This is a genomic window from Cobetia sp. SIMBA_158 (genome assembly GCF_046566945.1).
Classification (GTDB): domain Bacteria; phylum Pseudomonadota; class Gammaproteobacteria; order Pseudomonadales; family Halomonadaceae; genus Cobetia; species Cobetia amphilecti.
This window is the reverse complement of record NZ_JAWJYL010000006.1, coordinates 117,422-137,775: the sequence shown is the minus strand read 5'-3', so window position 1 is coordinate 137,775 and position 20,354 is coordinate 117,422. Positions and strand designations below refer to the sequence as shown.

Sequence of the window (20,354 nt, the reverse complement as noted above, 5' to 3'; positions counted from 1 at the left end):
GTCAGAGCTGCAGATGCTCCTGGAACCACTCGGTGATGAAGTCGAGGTAGGCGCGGGTCTTGTCGGGCAGGTACTTGCGTGAGCGGAACAGCACCACCATCGAGCCATGCTCGTTCCAGTAGGGCTGCAGCAGCGGCACCAGCTCACCGCTTTCCACTGCCGCGCGGGCCGAGAAGGTCGGCAGATAGGCGAGACCGAAGCCGGCCTTGGCCGCCTCCACCACGCCGAGCAGATTGTTGATCACCAGCCGCGACTCCGGCTCCACATCGAAGGGCTGACCATTGAGCGTGAAGCGCCAATGCGCCCCCAGATCGTAATTGCCGTAGAAGATGGTATCGAAGGCGCGGATGTCCTGGGGCTGCACCGGCGGTGCATTTACGCGCGCCAGATAGTCCGGCGCCGCATACAAGCCATAGACCACCTTGCACAACGGCCGCGAGACCATCGAGGAATCCGGCAGCGGCCCCATGCGAATCGCCAGATCCACCGACTCATCGATGGGCTCGAAGCGCTGATCCTCGAGCAGAATCTCGACGCTGACATCCGGGTAGCGACGCATGAAGGCGGTGGTCGGCGCGGCCAGATACATGAAACCGAACGACACCTGTGCCGACACCTTGAGCTGGCCCATCGGCTGCGAGGTGACGGACTGCACGCGAGCCTCGGCGGATTCCAGCTCCTCGCGGATGCGCAGGCCGTGCTCGTAGTAGATGCGCCCCGCCTCGGTGAGATGCAGCTTGCGGGTCGAGCGATTGATCAGGCTGACGCCCAGCTGCTCTTCCAGTGCCGCCACCCGCTTGGACGCCAGCGACTTGGAAATCCCCAGTCGCCGTGCCGCCGCCGTGAAACTGGCCGCGCGCACGACCTCGACGAATACGCGCAATGCATCAAGTGTCGCCATGTGTCTCCCTCACCCTCGCTGTGCAACCGCCATGGCCCTCTGAATACGGCCAGACACCCCATCACTCCTTCAGGTTTCCAATATGGAAACCCTAGTTTTCGATTGTACGCGCTTATTCTCCAAAGCGTGGCACCCTATACTGTGCGCCACGAACATGCGGGAGCAGGCGCGTCGCGGCATCGGCCGCCTGCTCCCGGACTAGACCGACGACGGCCGGGCCTGCGTGGCGCAGCCCGACCGTCCAGGTTCGCGCTCAGGTAGTTGCACTGCTCATCCCACCGATTCCCGGTGACTGGTCTGCATGGCGACGCCCCCACGCGCGGTTTCGCTGTCGGCCCATCCCGGGCCTCGGTGGCGATCTTCAGTGTTGTAATGCAAGTTTCTTGTGCGCCTGCCGTCTCACGACGCCAGGCGCTTTTTTTATGCCTGTCTTCAGCGACTTACAGCCACTTCTTCCACTTGAAGAACAGATAGGTCGAGAGCGCCGACACCCCCATCAGACACAGCGCGAAGGGATAGCCCCAGTCCTCGTCCAGCTCCGGCATCCAGTGGAAGTTCATGCCGTAGATGCTGGCGATCAATGTCGGCGGCATGAAGACCACCGCCGCCACCGAGAAGATCTTGATGATGCGGCTCTGATCAAGGTTGGTGAAACCGATCGAGGCATCGAGCAGGAAGTTGACCTTGTCGAAGATGAAGGTGGTGTGCGGATTGAGCGAGTCGATGTCGCGCAGCATGTCGCGAATCTCCTGACGTCGCGACTTCTGGCGTGGCGCCGAGGGCAGATGGCGCGTCAGCTGGCGCAGCAGGCGCTGACTGTCCAGCAGCGACTGGCGCACCTTGTCGTTGTAGCGCTCCTGCAACAGGATGCCGTGCAGGGTGTCTTCCAGCGCCTCAGGGTGCACCGCCTGCTTGCCCAGCGCTTCCAGTGCCCGGTAGATATCCTCGATCTCATCGGCCAGGTAATCGACCTTCATCGCCAGCAGCGCCAGCAGCACCTCCCAGCCATCCTCCGGACTCAGTCGCTGGCGACGCAGGTGATTGCGGAACAGTCGCAGCAGGCCGATATCCTCGTGGCGCATGCTGATCAGCTGGCGCCCATGCAGATGGAAGGCGACGTTGGCCGTCTGTGGCTCGCGCCCCTTGCGATGCGGAAACAGCGAGACGACGTGGATGCCATCGCCTTCCAGATAGAAGCGCGACGACGACTCGATCTCCTCCAGCTCCTCGACATCAGGCAGTTCCACCGTGAACTGCTCACTCACCCAGCGCTTTTCCTGCTCATCCGGCTCACAGAGATCGATCCACAGCACATCACTTCGCACCAGAATCGGTGGCGCCAGCTCATCATCGGCCAGCAACCCGGCATGCAGGGCAGCCGCTTCTTCAGCGCTATCCGCCAGGCGCGGCGGCGCATCGGGCTGGCCGGGCTGCGGGTCGGGCAACACGATATGTTCGCCGCGCAGGCGGCCATCATCGTGCAGTCGATAGAGTGTGATCATGATGACTTCCTCGAAAAGCCCCGCGGGTCGCGCCTGTGCACTGACTGATGACAATGACTGGCCACTATGGCCAACCGTCTGAAAAGGCAGCGAAACCCGGGCGCCTTGGCGGCGTGGGAATAGGATGTCGTCATTCTAAACGAGATGGCGCGCCAGCGGAGGCCGAGCGACGGGGCGTTATCAAGCACGAGGGCGTGAGCGCGAGGCCGTGAGCGAGAGATCGCCCGAGGGAGTGATTGAGCGAGTGATCGAGCGAGTGAGGGAGGTAGCGCGCCAGAGCAGCGCCTGACGGCCAGACACGAAAAAAGGCGACCCGTGAGAGTCGCCCTAAGACCGTGACTAGCTTGATGAGGAGAAACCCGAACAGGGGCCTGACTCCGCTGTTCTGGCTACCGCATTCCATGGCGGGAAGCGATGAATCCAGATTATGCTCTCCGGCAGACGCCGTCAACACTAATGAGAAATATTTTCATTAACATTGAGTCAGCGTTTATCTCACGCGCCGCTGGCCTCCCCTCACCGGCTGACGTATCATGGCGCCAGAATATCAAGGTCGTGACTGGCCTGATGAGACGCTTGCCAGGGACCTGACATCCAAATCTGGTGAGCACGAAGCACCGCTCGACTCGCAAGCCTTCCTCCCTGTCATTGGCAGACGGAAAGCGAGTGAATCGAGAAGCGCTTCCGGACGCCTCCCTCGTGCAAGCGAAGGAGGCGTCTTTTTTTGCGCATAAAAAAGCGGCCCACCCCGTAGGATGAGCCGCTGGCAAGGACCGTAAAACTGTCTGATGAGAAGCCTCCCGGACAGGGGCCTGACTCCGCTGGCCGGGACACCGCTACCCATGGCGGGGAAGCGATGACCCCAGAATATGACCCGCGGGCTCAGACGTCAACACTAATGAGAAATATTTTCATTAGCATTGGTGGCTCAGGCACTTGCCGTGCCCTCTTACCTCAGCTTCAGCCCTGCTTGTGCCACTCGAACTTCTTGAACGGCTCGTCGATCGGCGTCTCGGCCAGGTGATTGGTGTAGTTGCTCATCACCTTCTGGGACAGGCCCAGAATCACTTCCAGCACATTGCGCTTGGTGTAACCGGCATCGAGGAAGGTCTGCACGGTGGCGTCATCGACGAAGCCACGCTCACGCACCACGGCCAGCGTGAAGGTACGCAGGGCTTCCAGACGCTCGGTCGGCAGCGGCGTCTCGTTGCGCAGCGCCTCGATGATGGCGTCATCCACTTTCATCGACTTGGCGATACCGGTATGCGCCGGCACACAGTAGTGGCAGTTGTGCTCGACGTTGATGGTCTGCCACACGACGGTGGTCTCTTCATCATCGAAGCTGCTGTCGAGGAACAGCTGGTGCAGCACCTGGTAGCCTTCCAGCAGGCCCGGGGCTTCGGCCATCACGGCGTGCAGGCCCGGCACCATGCCGAAGGCTTCGACGGACTTGCCGAGCAGCGGCTTGCTTTCCTGCGGGGCATTGTCGGCGGTATAGAGTGTGAAATCAGTCATGAGAACTCCTTCGGAATGATGAGCGAGATGCGCGGAGTCTTAGGGGCGGGCTGCCAGTCAGTGACATGAAGCCTTGAGCAGCGCCCCTGAGGATGCAGGGCAAGATATGAGCAAACGCTCAAAATAACGCCTGACCATCCGCTGCACTGCGTTGTCGGGGAACACACTAGCTGGATTTGAGCGATCATTCAAGTTAAACTTGAGTACTCACTCAATACCTTGCTCCTTGCAGACTGCCCGCTTCGCCAAGCCGCGCGAAGACAGGCGTCACTCGCGAGCCCCATCGTCAGGACAGCCATGCCACGCGCGACCTTGCACAACCGCCAGGATTCCCTCGAACGGGCGCTCAATCTCTTCTGGCAGAAGGGCTTTCATGCCACTTCGCTGAAGGATATCGAGCACGCGCTCGACATGCGTCCCGGCAGCATCTACGCCACCTTCGGCAGCAAGGATGGCCTCTTCCAGGAAGCGCTGGACTGCTACTCCGCGCGCAGCCTGCGCGAGATGGAAAACCTGATGGCCAGGCACGACTCGCCATTGACCGCTCTCGCCACCTATATCCGCAAGCTCGGCGGGCTGCGCGACTGCGAGGTGCCGTCCCGCGCCTGCATGCTGGCCAAGAGCCTGCTGGAACTCGGCGAGCGTGAACAGGCCGCCCGCGACAAGGTCGAGATGCTGCTCGCCAACATGGAAGCCCGCTTCCGCCAGGCCTTCGCGGACGCCCGCGACGCCGGTGAACTCATCGACCCCGAGCGCCCCGCACACCAGCCGGAACGCCTCGGCCGCCGCCTGCAAGCCGAAGTCATGGGCCTGCGCGCCTACGCCCAGCGTGAAGGCGAAAGCGAAGCCGTCCGCCAGCTCGCCGAAGACATCGCTCAGGATATCGAGGCGCTGAAGGTCAACAACACGCATTGAGCCATGAGCGGCGCATTGGCTCGCGGCTCCCTCTGACTCGGCGCTTCGCATCACAAGCTGCTAGAATCACCGCCCGCTTGTCTCGACAGCGCCTGCACCTGATGCTCCGATCCCTGCTCCCACACCAGCCGATATGACTGCCATGCCGATGACACCGATTGACCGCACCTTTTCCGTTGCGCCGATGATGGAATGGACGACCCGTGACTACCGAGCCTTCGCGCGCGTGTTGAGCCGTCGTACGCTGCTGTACACGGAGATGGTGACCACCGGGGCATTGCTGTTCAATCCGGACCGCGAGCGCTTCCTCGGTCACGACGAGACGGAGCATCCGCTGGCGTTGCAGCTGGGTGGCAGCGACCCGCAGGCGCTGGCCGAGTGTGCGGCGATCGCCGAGAGCTGGGGCTATGACGAGGTGAACCTGAATGTCGGCTGCCCGAGCGATCGCGTGCAGAACAACATGATCGGTGCCTGTCTGATGGGCCATCCGGAGCTGGTGGCCAAGTGCGTGGCGGCGATGCAGGCGCAGGTGAAGATTCCGGTGACGGTGAAGTGTCGCATCGGGATCGATGATCAGGATGAGGACGCCGATCTCGAGCGCTTCATCACCACCGTGGCCGATGCCGGCTGCGACACCTTCAGCGTGCATGCGCGCAAGGCATGGCTGCAGGGCCTGTCGCCGAAGGAGAACCGCGATGTGCCGCCGCTGAACTATGGCCGCGTGCACCGCCTCAAGCAGGCGCACCCGTCCTTGCATATCGGCATCAATGGTGGCCTGAAGCTGATGGACGAGCTGCACGAGCAGCTGGAGCACGTCGATAGCGTGATGGTCGGCCGTGAGGCGTACCACAACCCCTGGTTGCTGGCGACGGTGGACAGCGAGCTGTACGGCGAGGCCGAGAATCCGCACACCAGCCGCCACGATGCGCTGCGTGCCTTCCGGCCCTACATCGAGAAGCGTCTCGCCGAGGGCGTGCGCCTCAACCACATCAGCCGCCATCTGCTGGGGCTGTTCCAGGGGCAGCCGGGTGGCCGACAGTTCCGCCGTCATGTCTCCGAGAACGCCCACAAGCCGGGCGCAGGCATCGAGGTCATCGATGACGCCATGGCACGCGTGCCGGAGCACCGGCCCGAGGCACAGGTCGAACAGGCCTGATCGAGCTGGCCTGTTCGCGCCGCTTCTGCTCTCTCTTCTGCGCTCTCTCTTCTGCGCTCTCTTGAGAGCAGCGCTTTCAAGAGACAGTCCCCCGACACCCGGCCCTCGCGCCGGGTGTCGTCGTCTCGGCAGTCAGCAAAGTGACGGCACAGCACTGTCAGGCGTGACACCAGGCGCAACCCTGCGTCGCCATCTAAGCTAATAACCCCTTAAATACCAACAACATGCATGACTTTCGTTTGATTGTCTGACAAAGCCATCTCACGCAGAATGGCTGACCATACGGACAACAACAGGTCTCGACATCGTCACGCCATGCTCGCGTGATGTCAGCCACACAACTGCTCCGTCATCGGCGATTCCTCCACAGTCCTCCTCTGCAGACCTGTGGGCCGGTCCATGCAGTCCCGTCATCCGGGCTGCGCTGCTTCTGCTGACACTTCCTTCGAGGTTCCATGTCCACACACTCCCCTACCGGAGCCAACAGCCGTGAGCTGTTCGGGCATCCGGCCGGACTCTATCTGCTGTTCTCCACGGAACTGTGGGAACGCTTCTCCTACTACGCCATGCGTGCCCTGCTGGTGCTCTATCTCACCGATGCCGTCACCAGTGGCGGTCTGGGCTGGAATCAGGGCGACGCCCTGCAGCTGTACGGCATCTTCACGGGCCTGGTGTACATCACGCCGATGTTCGGCGGAGCACTGGCCGACAACTGGCTGGGCGCCCGCCGTGCGATCCTGATCGGGGGTCTGATCATGGCGGCCGGGCAATTCGTGCTCGCCGTGCCGCCGGCCATGAGCGGCCTCGACCCCGAGATGCTGCTGTATATCGGTCTCGGCCTGCTGATCGTCGGCAACGGCCTGTTCAAGCCCAACATCTCCACGATGGTCGGCGACCTCTATCAACAGGGCGATCACCGCCGTGATGGTGCCTTCACCATCTTCTACATGGGCATCAACATCGGTGCGCTGCTGTCGGGCATCGTCGCGGGCTCCATGGCCGAAGGCTATGGCTGGAACGCCGGCTTCCTGGTGGCCGGTATCGGCATGCTGCTGGCGGTCGCCATCCAGCTCATCTTCGCCCCGCGCCATCTGGGTGACCTGGGGGTCGAACCCAGCGCCCGCCGTGAGGCACGCCTGAGCAAGAGCAGCAACCGCAAGACACCGCTGAGCCGCGAAGAGCGTGACCGCATCAAGGTCATCATGGTGCTGGGCCTGTTCACCATTCTGTTCTGGGCTGGTTTCGAGCAGGGCGGCGGCCTGATGGCGCTGTATGCGCAGGACTACACCGACCGCATGTTGATGGGCTTTGAAGTGCCGGCGGCCTGGTTTCAGTCGCTCAATCCGCTGTTCATCATCCTGCTCTCGCCGCTGCTGGCGGGTCTGTGGACACGCATGGACAACCGCGAGCCCAGCTCGCCGGTCAAGTTCGCCTTCGGCCTGATCGCCCTCGGCATCGGCTTCGTGTGCATGATCGGCGCGGTGCTGGAGCAGAAGGCCGCAGGCAGCGCCTCGATGATCTGGCTGGTCGGCGCCTTCTTCTTCCACACACTCGGCGAGCTGTGCCTGTCGCCGGTGGGGCTGTCGATGGTCACCAAGCTGTCACCGGTGCGCATGGGCGCGCTGATGATGGGCGCCTGGTTCGCCTTCGTGGCGCTGGCCAACTACCTGGCCGGCATGATCGGCTCGCTGGTCGGCGAAGCCGGAGCCATGAGCGTGTTCGGCGGCATCGCCATCACCGGCGTGCTCGGCGGCCTGCTGTTGCTGGTGTTTGCCGGCAAACTGGTGGACTGGATGCACGGCGCGGAAGCGCGTCATGACGGCCCGCTCGAGACCCAGACCAGCCACGGCTGAGTGCTCTGTGACGGTGACTATCGCTGTCGACCAGACGACAGACTGCTGCAACGCAAACGCCCCGCTCAATGAGCGGGGCGTTTGCGTGATCACTGCCAGCAACAGGGCAGTAAAGGGGCGTGAAGCGCCTAGATGGAGTCGGGCTCGAACAGCTGCTGGAAGTTGTCGACGGCGCTCTCGGCATCGTCGATCGCATGGAAGCGCGCCACGTGATAGAGCGCCTCGCCCTCGTTGGCCAGCGGCAGGTTGGCCATGCCGATGATGATGCCATCCGCGGGTGACAGCACCTCGCTTTCGCTGTTGCCGAAGGGGTCGGCGACGATGCCCAGCACCTGATGCTTCTCGACGCGGTCCCCCAGGCCCACGCGGCTCTGGACGATGCCATCGATGGAGGCCCGCGCCCAGCTGGAGCCGTTGGACATCTCCACCGCGCGCGAGCTGGGCTTGCGGTCGCGGTCCTTGGCCAGCATGCCGATGGAGCGCATCACGCGCTTCACGCCGCTGACGCCGGGGCGAATCGCCCACTCATCGAAGCGCAGCGCCTCACCGGCCTCATAGGTGATGACCGGTACGCCGCGCTCGCTGGCATAGGCGCGCAGACTGCCCTCGCGCAACTCGGCATTCAGCAGCACCGGCGCACCGAAGGCATCCGCCATCTGACGCGTGGCGTCACTGCCGGTCATGGTGGCGCGGATCTGCGGCAGGTTGGTGCGATGAATCGCGCCGGTGTGCAGGTCGATGATGTGGGTGGCCTGATCGGCGATCTGCTCACGGAACAGCGCCGCCACCCGCGAGCCCAGCGAGCCGCTCTCGCTGCCCGGGAAGCAGCGGTTGAGGTCACGGCGGTCCGGCAGGTAGCGCGTGTGCTGCACGAAACCGAACACGTTGACGATGGGCACCGCGATCAGGGTGCCGCGCAGCCGCGAAAGGCTGGAACTCTTGAGCAGCCGCCGCACGATCTCGACGCCGTTGATCTCGTCACCGTGGATGGCACCGCACACCAGCAGCACCGGGCCGGGCTGGCGACCATGCACCACCTCGACGGGGATGTGCAGCGGCGCATGGGTGTAGAGCTTGGCGACAGGCACATCGACCTGGGCCCGCGTTCCCGGCGCGATGCGGGTACCGCTGATTTCAAATGGAGCGCGTGACATCGCCACCTCAGAGATTGTTCGACCAACGAGCGGCAGGCACTGCGACATGCCCGCCAGATCAGGCTACTCGCCCAGTGTCTCGAAAGAAAACACTGTGCGACATGCGCCTTTTAGCGCATTGGTGCGCCAAGGGAAAGACTTCATTGCAGCGTGTCGGGATGAAGCGCGGGCAGAATTGTTCAACAATGGGCCTTTACGACTCACCTTGCCCGCCCTCTCGACATGAGATGCCCGTGACCGATTCTCTCGACGCCCTGCTGACACTGCCCGATTACTCTGCGCTGGCCTGGAGCGCGATCATCTTCTCGACCTACCTGACCGGCATCTCCAAGGGCGGCTTCGCCGGTGGCTTCGGCTCGCTCTCGGTGCCGCTGATGGCGCTGGCCATCGGGCCGCTGGAAGCCGCCGGTATCCTGCTGCCGCTGTTGCTGGTGATGGACTTCCTGAGCTCTCGCGCCTGGTGGGGCAAGCAGCTGTGGTCGGAGGTGCGCATCATCCTGCCCAGCGCCGCCATCGGCATCGCGGTGGGCGTGGTGCTGTTCGACGAGCTGGACGAGAACATGATTCGCGGCCTGCTGGGCGTCATCTCGCTGCTGTTCGCCGCCTATATGCTGTTCAAACCGACAGCCAGGAAACCGCTGCCCCGCTGGCTGGCCATTCCTGCCGGGGCCACCGCCGGTTTCACCAGCTTCTTCGCCCACGCCGGCGCCCCGCCCTACAACCTGTACATGATTCCGCGCCAGCACCCCAAGGAGACCTTCATCGCCACCACGGTGATCATCTTCGCTGGCATGAACCTGATGAAACTGGGCCCCTACGTGGCGCTGGGTGAGATCAACCTCACCAGCCTCTCCACCTCGCTGCTGCTGGTGCCGGTGGCCTGGGCAGGCGTCAGAAGCGGCCTGTGGCTGCAATCCCGCGTCAACGAGAAGCTGTTCTTCCGCCTGATCATCATCGCGATGGCGTTGGTGGGTGTGCAGCTGATCTACAAGGCCTGGGGCTGATGGCCACAAGGCCCATCACGCCCTGACGACCACTGCCATCAGCCATTGAAAACTCCCGGTACGGCCCTTGAGACCGAGCGCTGGAAGACCCTTGAGAACGATCGAGACAACGCCATGACACACCACATCAGCTACTACCACGCCCATCTCTATTACACCGATGAGCAGAGCCTGGCCGCCGCTCGCGAACTGGCAGCCCAGGCCGAGCAGCGCTTCACGCTGCGCGTCGGCCGCTTCCACCAGCAGCCGGTCGGCCCGCACCCGCAGTGGAGCTGTCAGCTGTCCTTCCTGCCTGAGGAATTCGGGCGCATCATCCCGTGGCTGGCACTCAACCGTGGCTCGCTGGACATCTTCGTGCACGCCGGCACCGGCGATGACCTCTTCGATCACACCCAGGGCGTGATGTGGCTGGGCAACTCGCATACGCTGAATCTCGCTGCCTTCGCCAGCGAGTGAGGCTGCGGCAAGCATTGAAGCCAGGGCAATGGTTGACGCCCACCGCGGGTCTGACACGCTATCATCGCCTGACACCACTGACTCAAGGATGCCCCCATGACGCGACTGCGCCGCCTTTCCCCTCGTGCTGCCCTGCTGGGTGTGATGGCCTCAGGCCTGCTGCTGGCCGGCTGTGATGACAACGAGGTCGGGGATGTCTCGCTGGGCCTGTTCACCACCAAGGACATCAAGATCGAGAGCCTGATCGACCCCAAGGTGCCGGGCGTGACCTGCCATCTGAGCAACATCGAGGCGGACCTCGACTTCTCCGATCCCTCCGACATGAGCATCGCCTGCCGCCAGACCGGCCCGATCACGGCGGAGATGATCGCCGACATCGACACCTCCAAGAGTGGCGAGGAGGTCTATCGCAAGTCCAAGAGCGTGCTGCTCAAGAGCCTCAAGATTCGCCGCATTCTGGATCGCGACTCCCAGAGCCTGCTCTATATCGCCTACAGCACCAAGGAAACCAGCGGCAGCTTCAAGCATGCACTGAGCAGCGTGCCGCTGTGGGGCAGCGAAGCCTGGCAGGCACCGGCAGCGCAGTGAGTCGCCTCGGCGCCTGAATCAAGCCCCTGACTGATCAAGGAATGGCTCATCAAGCGAAAGCTTCACCATCATCCCTTGAAGTTGGGGGGTGTCGCTCCAAGGTCTTGTGCAACGGCTAGCCAGCCGGATTTTCATTCGCATGACGCAAAGGAGTGACACACGATGTCGAGCCCGGAGCACAAGCAGAAGATCTGGAAGCTGATCAAGGATGTGAAGGTCGGCATGTTGGTGACGCAAGGCGACGGCATGCCCCACGCCCGCCCGATGCATCTGGTGCAGGATGACTACGACGGCACCCTTTGGTTCTTCACCCGCGCCAGCGCCGAGAAGGTGTTTGAGGCCAAGAAGGACAGCGAGGTCTGCCTGAGCTTTTCCGATCAGGATGATGGTGTCTACGTGTCGCTGAGCGGTCATGCCAATCTGCACCGCGATCAGGGCCTGATCGACAAGTTCTGGAATCCGTTCGTGGCTGCCTGGTTCCCGGAAGGCAAGGATGACCCCGACGTCACCCTGCTGGAGATCTCGGTGCAATCCGGTGAGCACTGGAAGGCCAAGGAGAGCAAGGCCTATCAGCTCTACGAGGTGGCGCGCGCCAACCTCGACAAGGACCACACCCCGGACATGGGCGAGAACGAGAAATTCGGCACGGTGTAAGCAGAAGCCCGAGCTCGTCATGGAGAGCTCTTTGCAGTACCCGCGTGAGAGTCAACGCACACGGCCATGCCAGACACGACAACGCCAGCCCTCGGGCTGGCGTTGTCGTGTCTGGCAGCCTGCCGTTTCCAGCAGACCTGTCATCGGTGGTGAGGATTCCGGCCAACGAACGCCTCAGGCCTTCATGTCGAGCACGATGCGCCCCTCGATCTTGCCGTCGATCATGCGTCCGAAGATGTCATTGATGTCCTCGAGCCTGCCGGTCTGCACGGTGGCGGCGACCTTGCCTTCCGCGGCGAAGTCCAGCGCCTCCTGCAGGTCCTGACGCGTGCCGACGATGGAGCCACGCACCGTGATGCCATTGAGCACGGTGGAGAAGATCGGCAGCGGGAAGTCCCCCGGCGGCAGGCCGTTGAGCACCAGGGTGCCGCCACGGCGCAGCATGTTCTGGGCCTGGTCGAAGGCCTTGGGCGATACCGCCGTCACCAGCGCGCCATGCGCGCCGCCGATCTCGCGCTTGATGACGCTCGCCGGGTCTTCCTTCATGGCATTGACGGTCACGGTCGCGCCCAGACGGCGAGCCAGTTCCAGCTTGGCATCATCCACATCCACCGCCGCCACGTTCAGGCCCATGGCGCGTGCATACTGCACCGCCATGTGTCCCAGCCCGCCGATGCCCGAGATCACCACCCACTGGCCGGGGCGGGTGTCGGTCATCTTGAGCCCCTTGTAGACCGTGACCCCGGCGCACAGCACCGGCGCGATCTCCACGAAGCCCAAGCTGTCCGGCAGGCGGCCGACGTAGCCTGCGTCCGCCAGCGTGAACTGGGCAAAGCCACCATTCACCGAATAGCCGGTATTCTGCTGGCTCTCGCACAGCGTCTCCCAGCCGCCCAGGCAATGCTCGCAGTGGCCGCAGGCCGAGTAGAGCCAAGGCACCCCGACACGGTCGCCTTCCTTGACGTGAGTGACGCCCTCGCCCACCGCCGCGATGGTGCCGACGCCCTCATGGCCGGGAATGAACGGCGGATTGGGTTTCACCGGCCAGTCGCCATGCGCGGCGTGCAGGTCGGTATGACAGACCCCGGAGGCGGCGACCTCGACCAGAATCTCGCCACGCCCCGGACGCGGTACCGCGACCTCCTCGATCACCAGCGGTGCACCGAATTCACGTACCACGGCGGCTTTCATGCTGCTATCCATGACGTACTCCTCATCCATTGAAGACTGACGAACATTCAAGAAAGACGGACATTCAAGACAGACGAACCAGCAGAGTTGCGGCGGAGCGTTGCGCCGGAGAGTGTGGGCTTGCGCCTGCATGCGCCAGCGCCGAGCCAGTGCAAAGCTTGCCTCTCCATTGAAACTAGACGCAGCGCTCCCTGCCCTGCGCCAGATCAAGCAATCGGATCTGGCGCGGGCATCGTTGTCATTTTCTCAAGCAAGAATCGCGGGAGGCATGCAGCACCACCGGTCGCGGTGGCGCTGCCAGACAGGCCTAGAAGAAGCCGAGCGGATTGATGTCGTAGCTGACCAGCAGGTTCTTGGTCTGCTGGTAGTGCTCCAGTGCCATCTTGTGGGTCTCGCGACCGACACCGGATTTCTTGTAGCCACCGAAGGCGGCATGGGCGGGATACTGGTGGTAGCAGTTGGTCCACACGCGACCGGCCTGGATGCCACGCCCCATGCGGAAGGCGACGTTCATGTCGCGGCTCCAGACGCCGGCGCCGAGACCGAATTCGGTGTCATTGGCGATGGCCAGCGCCTCGGCCTCGTCACGGAAGGTGGTGACGGCCACCACCGGCCCGAAGATCTCTTCCTGGAAGACACGCATCGAGTTGTTGCCCTTGAGCAGGGTCGGCTGGATGTAATAGCCGTTGGCCAGCTCGTTCTCCAGCTGCTCGCTGCTGCCGCCGGTGAGCACCTCGGCGCCTTCCTCGCGGGCGACATCCATGTAAGACATGATCTTGTCGAACTGCTCGCGGGAAGCCTGGGCGCCGACCTGTACGTCGGTGTCCAGCGGGTTGCCGCGCTTGATGGTCTTCACGCGCTCCATCACCCGGGCCATGAAGTCGTCGTAGATGCTTTCCTGGATCAGGGCGCGTGACGGGCAGGTGCACACCTCGCCCTGATTGAAGAACGCCAGCACCAGGCCTTCGGCGGCCTTGTCGATGAACTCGGGTTCGGCATTCATGATGTCGGCGAAGTAGATGTTGGGCGACTTGCCGCCCAGCTCCACCGTGGAGGGGATGATGCTGTCGGCGGCGCACTTGAGAATGTGCGAGCCCACGGGAGTGGAGCCGGTGAAGGCGATCTTGGCGATGCGCTTGCTGGTCGCCAGCGCCTGACCGGCCTCGGCCCCATAGCCGTTGACGATATTGAGCACGCCCGCCGGCAGCAGGTCATTGATCAGCTCCGCGAGCACCAGAATCGAGGCCGGGGTCTGTTCCGCCGGCTTGAGCACCACGCAGTTGCCAGCCGCCAGCGCCGGGCCGAGCTTCCAGGCTGCCATCAGGATCGGGAAGTTCCACGGGATGATCTGCCCGACCACACCCAGCGGCTCATGGAAGTGATAGGAGACGGTATTGGCGTCGATATCCGCCGCGGTGCCTTCCTGGGAGCGCAGGCAACCGGCGAAGTAACGGAAGTGGTCCGCCGCCAGCGGAATATCGGCGTTCAGCGTCTCGCGCACCGCCTTGCCGTTGTCCCAGGTCTCGGCGACGGCCAGCATCTCGAGGTTCTGCTCGATGCGATCCGCGATCTTGAGCAGGATGTTGGAGCGCTCCTGCACCGAGGTCTTGCCCCAGGCAGCGGCTGCCTTGTGGGCGGCGTCCAGCGCGAGGTCGATGTCCTCCGCACTCGAACGCGGGATACGGCAGAAGGCCTCGCCCGTCACCGGGCTGACATTGTCGAAGTACTCACCCTTCACCGGCTCGACGAAGCGACCGCCGATATAGTTGCCGTAGATATCCTTGAACGTGACCAGCGCATCGGCGCTGCCCGGGGAGGCGTAGATCATGGCGAACTCCTGTTGGCCGGATTCACGAGTGGCGCTCGTGATCGACGGCCTGTTGTTGTCGTTGCTGCGCAGTTGTTGTCGTTACTGAAAAGTCGTTGTCGTTACTGAAAAATCGTTGTCGTTGCTGAAAAGTCTTTGTCGTGTCAGCGAAACGCCTGTGTTGGCCCTTCTGCAGTGGCGCCGTTGGCGCTGACCCGCTGCCCGCTCTATCAAGCGGTACTTGATCAGGCGACTCTCACAGTCTTGACCACCGACGCCAATCGCGACATGCCCCCATGGGCGGAGACCGTCTCATCCCTTGGGAGGAGAAAAGGAAGGAGAAACGAACGCCGCCATACCGCGAAGGCCGCAAGGCACGACACCACGCCATGACGTTATGCTCAGGATATCGCCCGCCACCGGCCAGGAGCCTCCATGTACCGTCTGTTGATCGCGGATGACCATCCGCTGTTCCGTGATGCCATCAGTCGTACCCTGAGTCTGAGCGTCGCTGACGCGCCGGCACCGCCCTACGAGCTGCTGCAGGCCGCCAGTCTCGCCGAGACGCTCAGCCTCATCGACGCGCACGCCGATAGCCTCGACCTGCTGCTGCTGGATCTCGACCTGCCCGACAGCCACGGCCTGGAAGGCCTGGCGCGTTTGCGCCAGGAGGCAGACTGGCTACCGGTGGCGATTCTCTCCGCCCACGAGGCGCGCGAGACGGTGCTGGAGGCGTTGGCACTCGGCGCGGTGGGCTATCTCTCCAAGTCGAGCTCGGCGGAGGTATTACGCGAGGCGCTCGCGCGCATGCTGACCGGTGAGGTCTATGTACCCGCCCGGCTGATGCGCGCAGCCCCGCGTCCGGCGCTGGCGAGCCAGGCGGCTTCCTCACCCTCATCAGCCTCAGCCTCAGCACCAGTGCCACCGCCAGCACCTCAACTCGCGCCGAGCCTCAGCGAGGCGGAATTCGCGCAGCGCTGGCAGACCCTCACCACCAAGCAGCGCGGCGTGCTGGAGCGCATGGTGCTGGGCGAATCCAACAAGATGATCGCCTGGCAGCTGGGCGTGGCGGAAACCACCATCAAGTCGCATGTCTCCGCCATCCTGCACAAGCTGGGGGTCGCCAGCCGGGTACAGGCGATCCTGCTGGCAAGCCACGCCCTGCCTGCCGTATCTGGCGCGAGTGCGCCCCCTGCCTCTCCACAACGCGCAACGCCCCGCCGGGGCGCTCACGAATGAGGCACACAGCGGGGCGTTGCGAGGGCCTGCCACCGGCAGGGCTTTTACCTCTCACAAGGGCATAGGAACTGGGGCATAAAGCATGGAGCCTACATCAGCTCGCCGACCAGCACATAGCCATTGAGCAGGATGATGATCGCCGCGACCAGCACCCCGATGGCCGTCACCCAGTGACGATTGACCAGATCCCCCATCAGGCGGCGGTTGGCGGTGAACATCAACAGCGGCACCAGCGCGAAGGGAATCCCGAAGCTGAGTACCACCTGGCTTGCGACCAGCACCTGCTGCTCCGGCAGCTCCATCAGGATGATGGCGATGGCCGGCGCCATGGTGATCACGCGGCGCAGCCACATCGGAATCCGGAAGTTGACGAAGCCCTGCATCACCACCTGACCGGACAGGGTGCCGACGATGGACGAGGACAGCCCCGCCAGCAACAGCGTGAAGCCGAAGATGAGACTCGCCGCATCCTGACCCATCAACGGCGACAGCAGCTTGTAGCTCTCGGTGATGGAGGCCACACCGGTCTCGCCGTTGCCGTGGAAGACCTTGGCGGCCAGCACCAGCATCGCCATGTTGATCAAGCCGGCCAGCGCCATGCCGATGATGACATCCAGACGGTAGTAGCCCATCACGCGACGGCGCTGACCGCTGTCACGCACCCGAATGCGATTCTGGGACAGCGCGGAATGCAGGTAGATGACGTGGGGCATCACGGTGGCACCGAGGATGCCCGCCGCCAGGAAGATGGCGTGGCTATCCGGGAAGTTCGGGGTCAGCAGACCGTAGATGATCGGCTCCACCGGCGGGCGGCTGAGAATGATCTCGAGCAGGAAGCCCGCCGAGACCGCCAGAATCATCGCGCCGATGATCATTTCCATCATGCGGAAGCCGAAACGCTGCATCACCAGCACCGCATAGGTGATGGCGCCGGTCAGCAGCGCCCCTTCCAGCATGCTGAGCCCGAACAGCAGATTGAAGGCCAGCGCCGCCCCCAGGAATTCGGCCAGATCGGTCGCGATGGCGACGATCTCCGCCTGCACCCAGAAGGCCCATACCACCGGACGCGGGAAGCGTTCACGGATGACCTCGGCCAGATTCTTGCCGGTCGCCAGCCCCAGCCGCGCGGACAGGGTCTGGATCAGCATCGCCATCAGGTTGGCCCACAGCACCACCCACAGCAGGGTGTAGCCATAGCGGGAGCCGGCCTCGATGTTGGTCGCGAAGTTGCCCGGGTCAATATAGGCGACGGCGGCGATCATCGCCGGACCGAGGAACGGCAAGGCGCGGCGCAGGCGGCCAGCGAGACGGACAGGGGAAGCTGTGTGCGCACCACCGGCAGCAGAGGCGTCGCCTTCGCTACCCAGTGACATGCTTGCGGCATGACGTACGGATTTATCGGACATGACATTCAGCATGGGGGGAAAACCTGCCAGATCAATGACCCGCGAACAGATAAAGAAATATGCGGGAGGCTATGGGACCAGCATACACGCCAAATACGACTAATTCTCATTAAAAATAAGCGTGGTACCCGATAGGCTCCTTCAATCACCCCCGTGGCGGACGCCTATTTGCCACTGTCTTTGCCTTCTCCCCTTTCCAGTCTCTTCTTGAGGCCCTTTTCCAGCTCCTTTTCCCTCCCCCTTTGCAGCATCACTTCCAGCACCTCTGCGCGCGGCTAGCGACAATTGACCAGCAACTGGCGCAGGCGCAGTGGCTTGACCGGCTTGAGCAGAAACCCGAACCCGAGCGCACGCGCCCTGGCCTTGAGCGGCGCCGAGTGGTCTGCGCTGATCACCACCACCGGCAAGCCCGGCCAGCGTTGCCGCAGGCGTTGCGCCTGCTTGAGGCCATCGGGCTGCCCTTCGCCAAGCTGATGATCGACGATCAAGACCTGCGGCGCGGCCACGGCCTGCTGCAACAGCACCTCGGCATCATCGGCGCAGTAAACACTCGCGCCCCAGCCCCCGAGCAATGACTGCATGCCGGCACACACCTCCCGATCATCCTCGACCACCCAGATAACGGTATCGAGCAGCGGCTGCGCGAGCGGTGACGCGCAAGGCTGGCCGGGAGAAGTCGCGTCAGCCGCTGGCCCCTCCACACTGGCAGGCTGACGAATCGGCACGCGGACCGCGAAGGCAGCGCCGCGCCCCGGCGTACTGGTCAGCGACAAGGGGTGCTCCAGCAGGCCGGTGATGCGCTTGACGATCGCCAGCCCCAGCCCGAGGCCGCGTTGCTCGTTGTCCTGGCGCGGCGCCAGGCGTCGGAATTCCTGGAAGACCACCTCGCGCTGATGCTCGGCGATACCGGGGCCGTTGTCGGCCACGGTGATCTCCAGCCAGTCACCGCGACGCCGACACCCCAGCAGCACCCGCCCGCGCGTCGAGCCATCCGGCACATGGCGCAGCGCATTGCTCAGGAAGTTGCGCACCACTCGCGCCAGCAATTGCAGGTCCGACTCGATACTCAGATGACTGGCCACGTAATGCAGCTCGAGCCCACGGGCAGCGCCCAGTTGGCGATATTCCTCGGCGAGCACATCCAGCAGTTCACGCACCGGGAAGACGGCGACATCCGCCGTCAGCACTCCGGCATCCAGCCGCGAGATATCGACCAGCGTGCCCAGCAGACTCTCGACATCTGACAGCGAGCGCCCCAGCCGCGCCACCAGCTCGCTGGGCGTAGCGTCACCAGACATATCACCCGGCAGGGAAGCATCCAGCGCCAGCCGCGCCAGTTGCTCTTCCAGGGCGCTGGCGAACAGCCGGGCGGCATTCAGGGGTTGCAGCAGGTCATGGCTGATGGCGGCGAGAAAGCGGGTCTTGGAGTGGTTGGCCGCCTCAGCGGCGGCCTTGGCGGCGGTGAGGCGTCGATTGAGTGCCCCCAGCTCATCGAGGGTGCGATGCAGGGCATCGGTACGCTCGCGCACCTGATCCGCCAGCAGTACCGCATGTTCGAAGGCGGCGTAGGGCGCGCTCGGTGAAGGGCTGCTGGATTCGACCCGCTCGATCAGGGCGGCGTTGATCTTCTCCAGCTGGCGATTGCGCGCCCTGAGGGCGGCGAGTTCGGTGCTTTGAGCGTCCGTCTGAGTCAGAGCGTCCGGCTCAGTCTGGGCATCCGGCTCGGTCAGGGGGTCTGTCCTGATCAGAAAGCCCTGCTCGGTCAGCGGCGTATCAGGCGACATCCTCTCCTCCCGTGCCGTCGGCAACCGAGCGGTGCTGGCCGATCACCACACCCGTGAAGGTCTGGTTGATGTGCATGCCGTGGTGCTGCTCACCGTAGGTATTGAAGCCGATCACCCGGTGCCGCCTGAGCATGCGCGAGGCCTCATCCTCCAGCGCCAGCGCCTCGATCTCCATGCGCCGCAGGAAGCAGTCGCAGCCGATGGCCAGCGCGGGCGGTCCCAGACGCGCCTCCACCTCGGCCAGGCGCTGCTCGAGCTGCTCGAGAATCGGCGTGGCCTGCATGGCGGTGAGCACGATGCCGGTCTCCACCGCGCAGTAGAAACTCAGGCTGGCATCATCATTCACGCGCTGGATGGAGCGCACGTAATGCGCCTCGCCGATGCGTACCGCCAGCGGACAACGCGCGAAGACCGCCTCCTCCAGCGCCTCGGGCGCGACGCCTGCCAGCCTGGCGTACTCCTCGGCGGCGGGCTCGGCATTCAGCTCCAGCACGCGGCGCGAATCACGATCCACCGCCGTCACCACCAGCTTGTCGGCCAGCGGCGTGAGGTGATGGGTGCTGATGACCTCGAACGGCAGCCGCGTATTGACCACCACCACGACCGCCGCCTGATCATGGAAGACGCCGTCGGCGTAGACATAGGTGTGCGACAGGCGATTGTCATCCCCGGCGGAGCCACCGAAGGCGGGAATGCTGCCCAGCGCCGCATCCAGCGTCGCCAGCACCTGCTCCTCGCTGCTCGAGAGCCCGTCGAGCAGCGTCAGCGCGAAGCTGTTGCCCATCACCGGCGCCACGGCCTGCTCGCGACAGCGCGCCAGCAGCTCATCACTCAGCGCCTGGGCCCGCGGAAGATCGAAGCCGCTCAGGTCATCGATCAGCACCTGCGCCAGTGCGAAGTCACTGCGCGCAAGGCCGATGGCGGTGATGGAACCGCGCGCATAGCCCGCGGGCGTGATCTCGCCGGCGGTGGTGCAGCCGCTCACCGGCACCTCAGCGAAGGTGGCGGCCAGCGCCTGGCCCAGTGCCGCCAGCGGATAATCCGCCGAGCAGAAGAACAGCACACCGCCGAGCCGCTCACGACTTCCCAGCGCCAGATCAAGCGTTCGGGCAAGCTCGGCCACCGCCGCCTGCGGGTCCTTGAGCTGACTGGCCGCCGTGGCCAGCGCCACGGCATGCATCTCGCTCTGTGGCCGCGCCCTTTCCTTCACGCGGCTGCTGACATCCGTC

17 protein-coding genes are annotated in these 20,354 nt (G+C 63.9%); 8 read left to right on the top strand and 9 right to left on the bottom strand.

What is annotated here, in order from left to right:
- Position 1: 1 nt before the first annotated feature.
- From R2R70_RS11370 to R2R70_RS11360, 3 genes are all read right to left on the bottom strand, one after another.
- A complete protein-coding gene (locus tag R2R70_RS11370) occupies positions 2-901 on the bottom strand; it encodes a LysR family transcriptional regulator (protein WP_043333112.1) in 900 nt (299 codons plus the stop codon).
- Positions 902-1,341: 440 nt separating this feature from the next.
- The gene (gene corA, locus R2R70_RS11365) at positions 1,342-2,403 is read right to left on the bottom strand and encodes a magnesium/cobalt transporter CorA (protein ID WP_084589333.1); all 1,062 of its coding nucleotides are present in this window, start codon (positions 2,401-2,403) and stop codon (positions 1,342-1,344) included.
- A gap of 960 nt (positions 2,404-3,363) precedes the next feature.
- Positions 3,364-3,918: a carboxymuconolactone decarboxylase family protein gene (locus R2R70_RS11360; protein ID WP_213113502.1), complete on the bottom strand. Its 555-nt coding sequence runs from the start codon at positions 3,916-3,918 to the stop codon at positions 3,364-3,366.
- Between the two features lie 297 nt (positions 3,919-4,215).
- Between R2R70_RS11360 and R2R70_RS11355 the strand changes: the two genes are divergently transcribed.
- From R2R70_RS11355 to R2R70_RS11345, 3 genes are all read left to right on the top strand, one after another.
- A complete protein-coding gene (locus tag R2R70_RS11355; RefSeq protein WP_410978033.1) occupies positions 4,216-4,833 on the top strand; it encodes a TetR/AcrR family transcriptional regulator in 618 nt (205 codons plus the stop codon).
- 148 nt (positions 4,834-4,981) lie between these two features.
- Positions 4,982-5,989 carry a tRNA dihydrouridine(20/20a) synthase DusA gene (gene dusA / locus R2R70_RS11350; protein WP_052384479.1) on the top strand — a complete coding sequence of 336 codons (1,008 nt, stop codon included), beginning with the start codon at positions 4,982-4,984 and terminating at the stop codon, positions 5,987-5,989.
- Between the two features lie 455 nt (positions 5,990-6,444).
- On the top strand, positions 6,445-7,842 hold the full coding sequence (locus R2R70_RS11345) for a peptide MFS transporter (RefSeq protein WP_107335522.1): 1,398 nt from the start codon (positions 6,445-6,447) through the stop codon (positions 7,840-7,842).
- 128 nt (positions 7,843-7,970) lie between these two features.
- Here R2R70_RS11345 and R2R70_RS11340 read toward each other — a convergent pair whose 3' ends face one another.
- Positions 7,971-8,996 (bottom strand): succinylglutamate desuccinylase/aspartoacylase family protein, encoded by a 1,026-nt coding sequence (locus R2R70_RS11340; RefSeq protein WP_215823831.1) that lies wholly within the window; start codon positions 8,994-8,996, stop codon positions 7,971-7,973.
- 233 nt (positions 8,997-9,229) lie between these two features.
- Between R2R70_RS11340 and R2R70_RS11335 the strand changes: the two genes are divergently transcribed.
- From R2R70_RS11335 to R2R70_RS11320, 4 genes are all read left to right on the top strand, one after another.
- On the top strand, positions 9,230-10,000 hold the full coding sequence (locus tag R2R70_RS11335) for a sulfite exporter TauE/SafE family protein (RefSeq protein WP_234368262.1): 771 nt from the start codon (positions 9,230-9,232) through the stop codon (positions 9,998-10,000).
- 114 nt (positions 10,001-10,114) lie between these two features.
- Complete coding sequence (locus R2R70_RS11330) at positions 10,115-10,456, top strand: DOPA 4,5-dioxygenase family protein (protein ID WP_410978032.1); 342 nt, start codon at positions 10,115-10,117, stop codon at positions 10,454-10,456.
- Positions 10,457-10,552: 96 nt separating this feature from the next.
- The gene (locus R2R70_RS11325; protein WP_410978031.1) at positions 10,553-11,044 is read left to right on the top strand and encodes a CreA family protein; all 492 of its coding nucleotides are present in this window, start codon (positions 10,553-10,555) and stop codon (positions 11,042-11,044) included.
- Positions 11,045-11,206: 162 nt separating this feature from the next.
- Positions 11,207-11,698 carry a pyridoxamine 5'-phosphate oxidase family protein gene (locus tag R2R70_RS11320; RefSeq protein WP_054555360.1) on the top strand — a complete coding sequence of 164 codons (492 nt, stop codon included), beginning with the start codon at positions 11,207-11,209 and terminating at the stop codon, positions 11,696-11,698.
- A gap of 174 nt (positions 11,699-11,872) precedes the next feature.
- Here the strand turns inward: R2R70_RS11320 and adhP are convergent, their stop codons facing one another.
- Together adhP and R2R70_RS11310 are read right to left on the bottom strand one after the other, a co-directional pair.
- Complete coding sequence (gene adhP, locus R2R70_RS11315) at positions 11,873-12,901, bottom strand: alcohol dehydrogenase AdhP (RefSeq protein WP_410978030.1); 1,029 nt, start codon at positions 12,899-12,901, stop codon at positions 11,873-11,875.
- Between the two features lie 295 nt (positions 12,902-13,196).
- The gene (locus tag R2R70_RS11310; protein ID WP_043333120.1) at positions 13,197-14,717 is read right to left on the bottom strand and encodes an aldehyde dehydrogenase family protein; all 1,521 of its coding nucleotides are present in this window, start codon (positions 14,715-14,717) and stop codon (positions 13,197-13,199) included.
- A gap of 414 nt (positions 14,718-15,131) precedes the next feature.
- Here R2R70_RS11310 and R2R70_RS11305 point away from each other — a divergent pair, with 414 nt between their 5' ends.
- Positions 15,132-15,935: a response regulator gene (locus tag R2R70_RS11305; protein ID WP_410978029.1), complete on the top strand. Its 804-nt coding sequence runs from the start codon at positions 15,132-15,134 to the stop codon at positions 15,933-15,935.
- Positions 15,936-16,024: 89 nt separating this feature from the next.
- Here the strand turns inward: R2R70_RS11305 and R2R70_RS11300 are convergent, their stop codons facing one another.
- From R2R70_RS11300 to nosP, 3 genes are all read right to left on the bottom strand, one after another.
- On the bottom strand, positions 16,025-17,341 hold the full coding sequence (locus R2R70_RS11300; RefSeq protein ID WP_234368263.1) for an Nramp family divalent metal transporter: 1,317 nt from the start codon (positions 17,339-17,341) through the stop codon (positions 16,025-16,027).
- 275 nt (positions 17,342-17,616) lie between these two features.
- The gene (locus R2R70_RS11295; protein WP_410978028.1) at positions 17,617-19,125 is read right to left on the bottom strand and encodes a hybrid sensor histidine kinase/response regulator; all 1,509 of its coding nucleotides are present in this window, start codon (positions 19,123-19,125) and stop codon (positions 17,617-17,619) included.
- On the bottom strand, positions 19,115-20,305 hold the full coding sequence (nosP, locus tag R2R70_RS11290; protein ID WP_410978064.1) for a nitric oxide-sensing protein NosP: 1,191 nt from the start codon (positions 20,303-20,305) through the stop codon (positions 19,115-19,117). The genes R2R70_RS11295 and nosP overlap by 11 nt, the downstream gene beginning before the upstream one ends.
- Between the last annotated feature and the right edge of the window lie 49 nt (positions 20,306-20,354).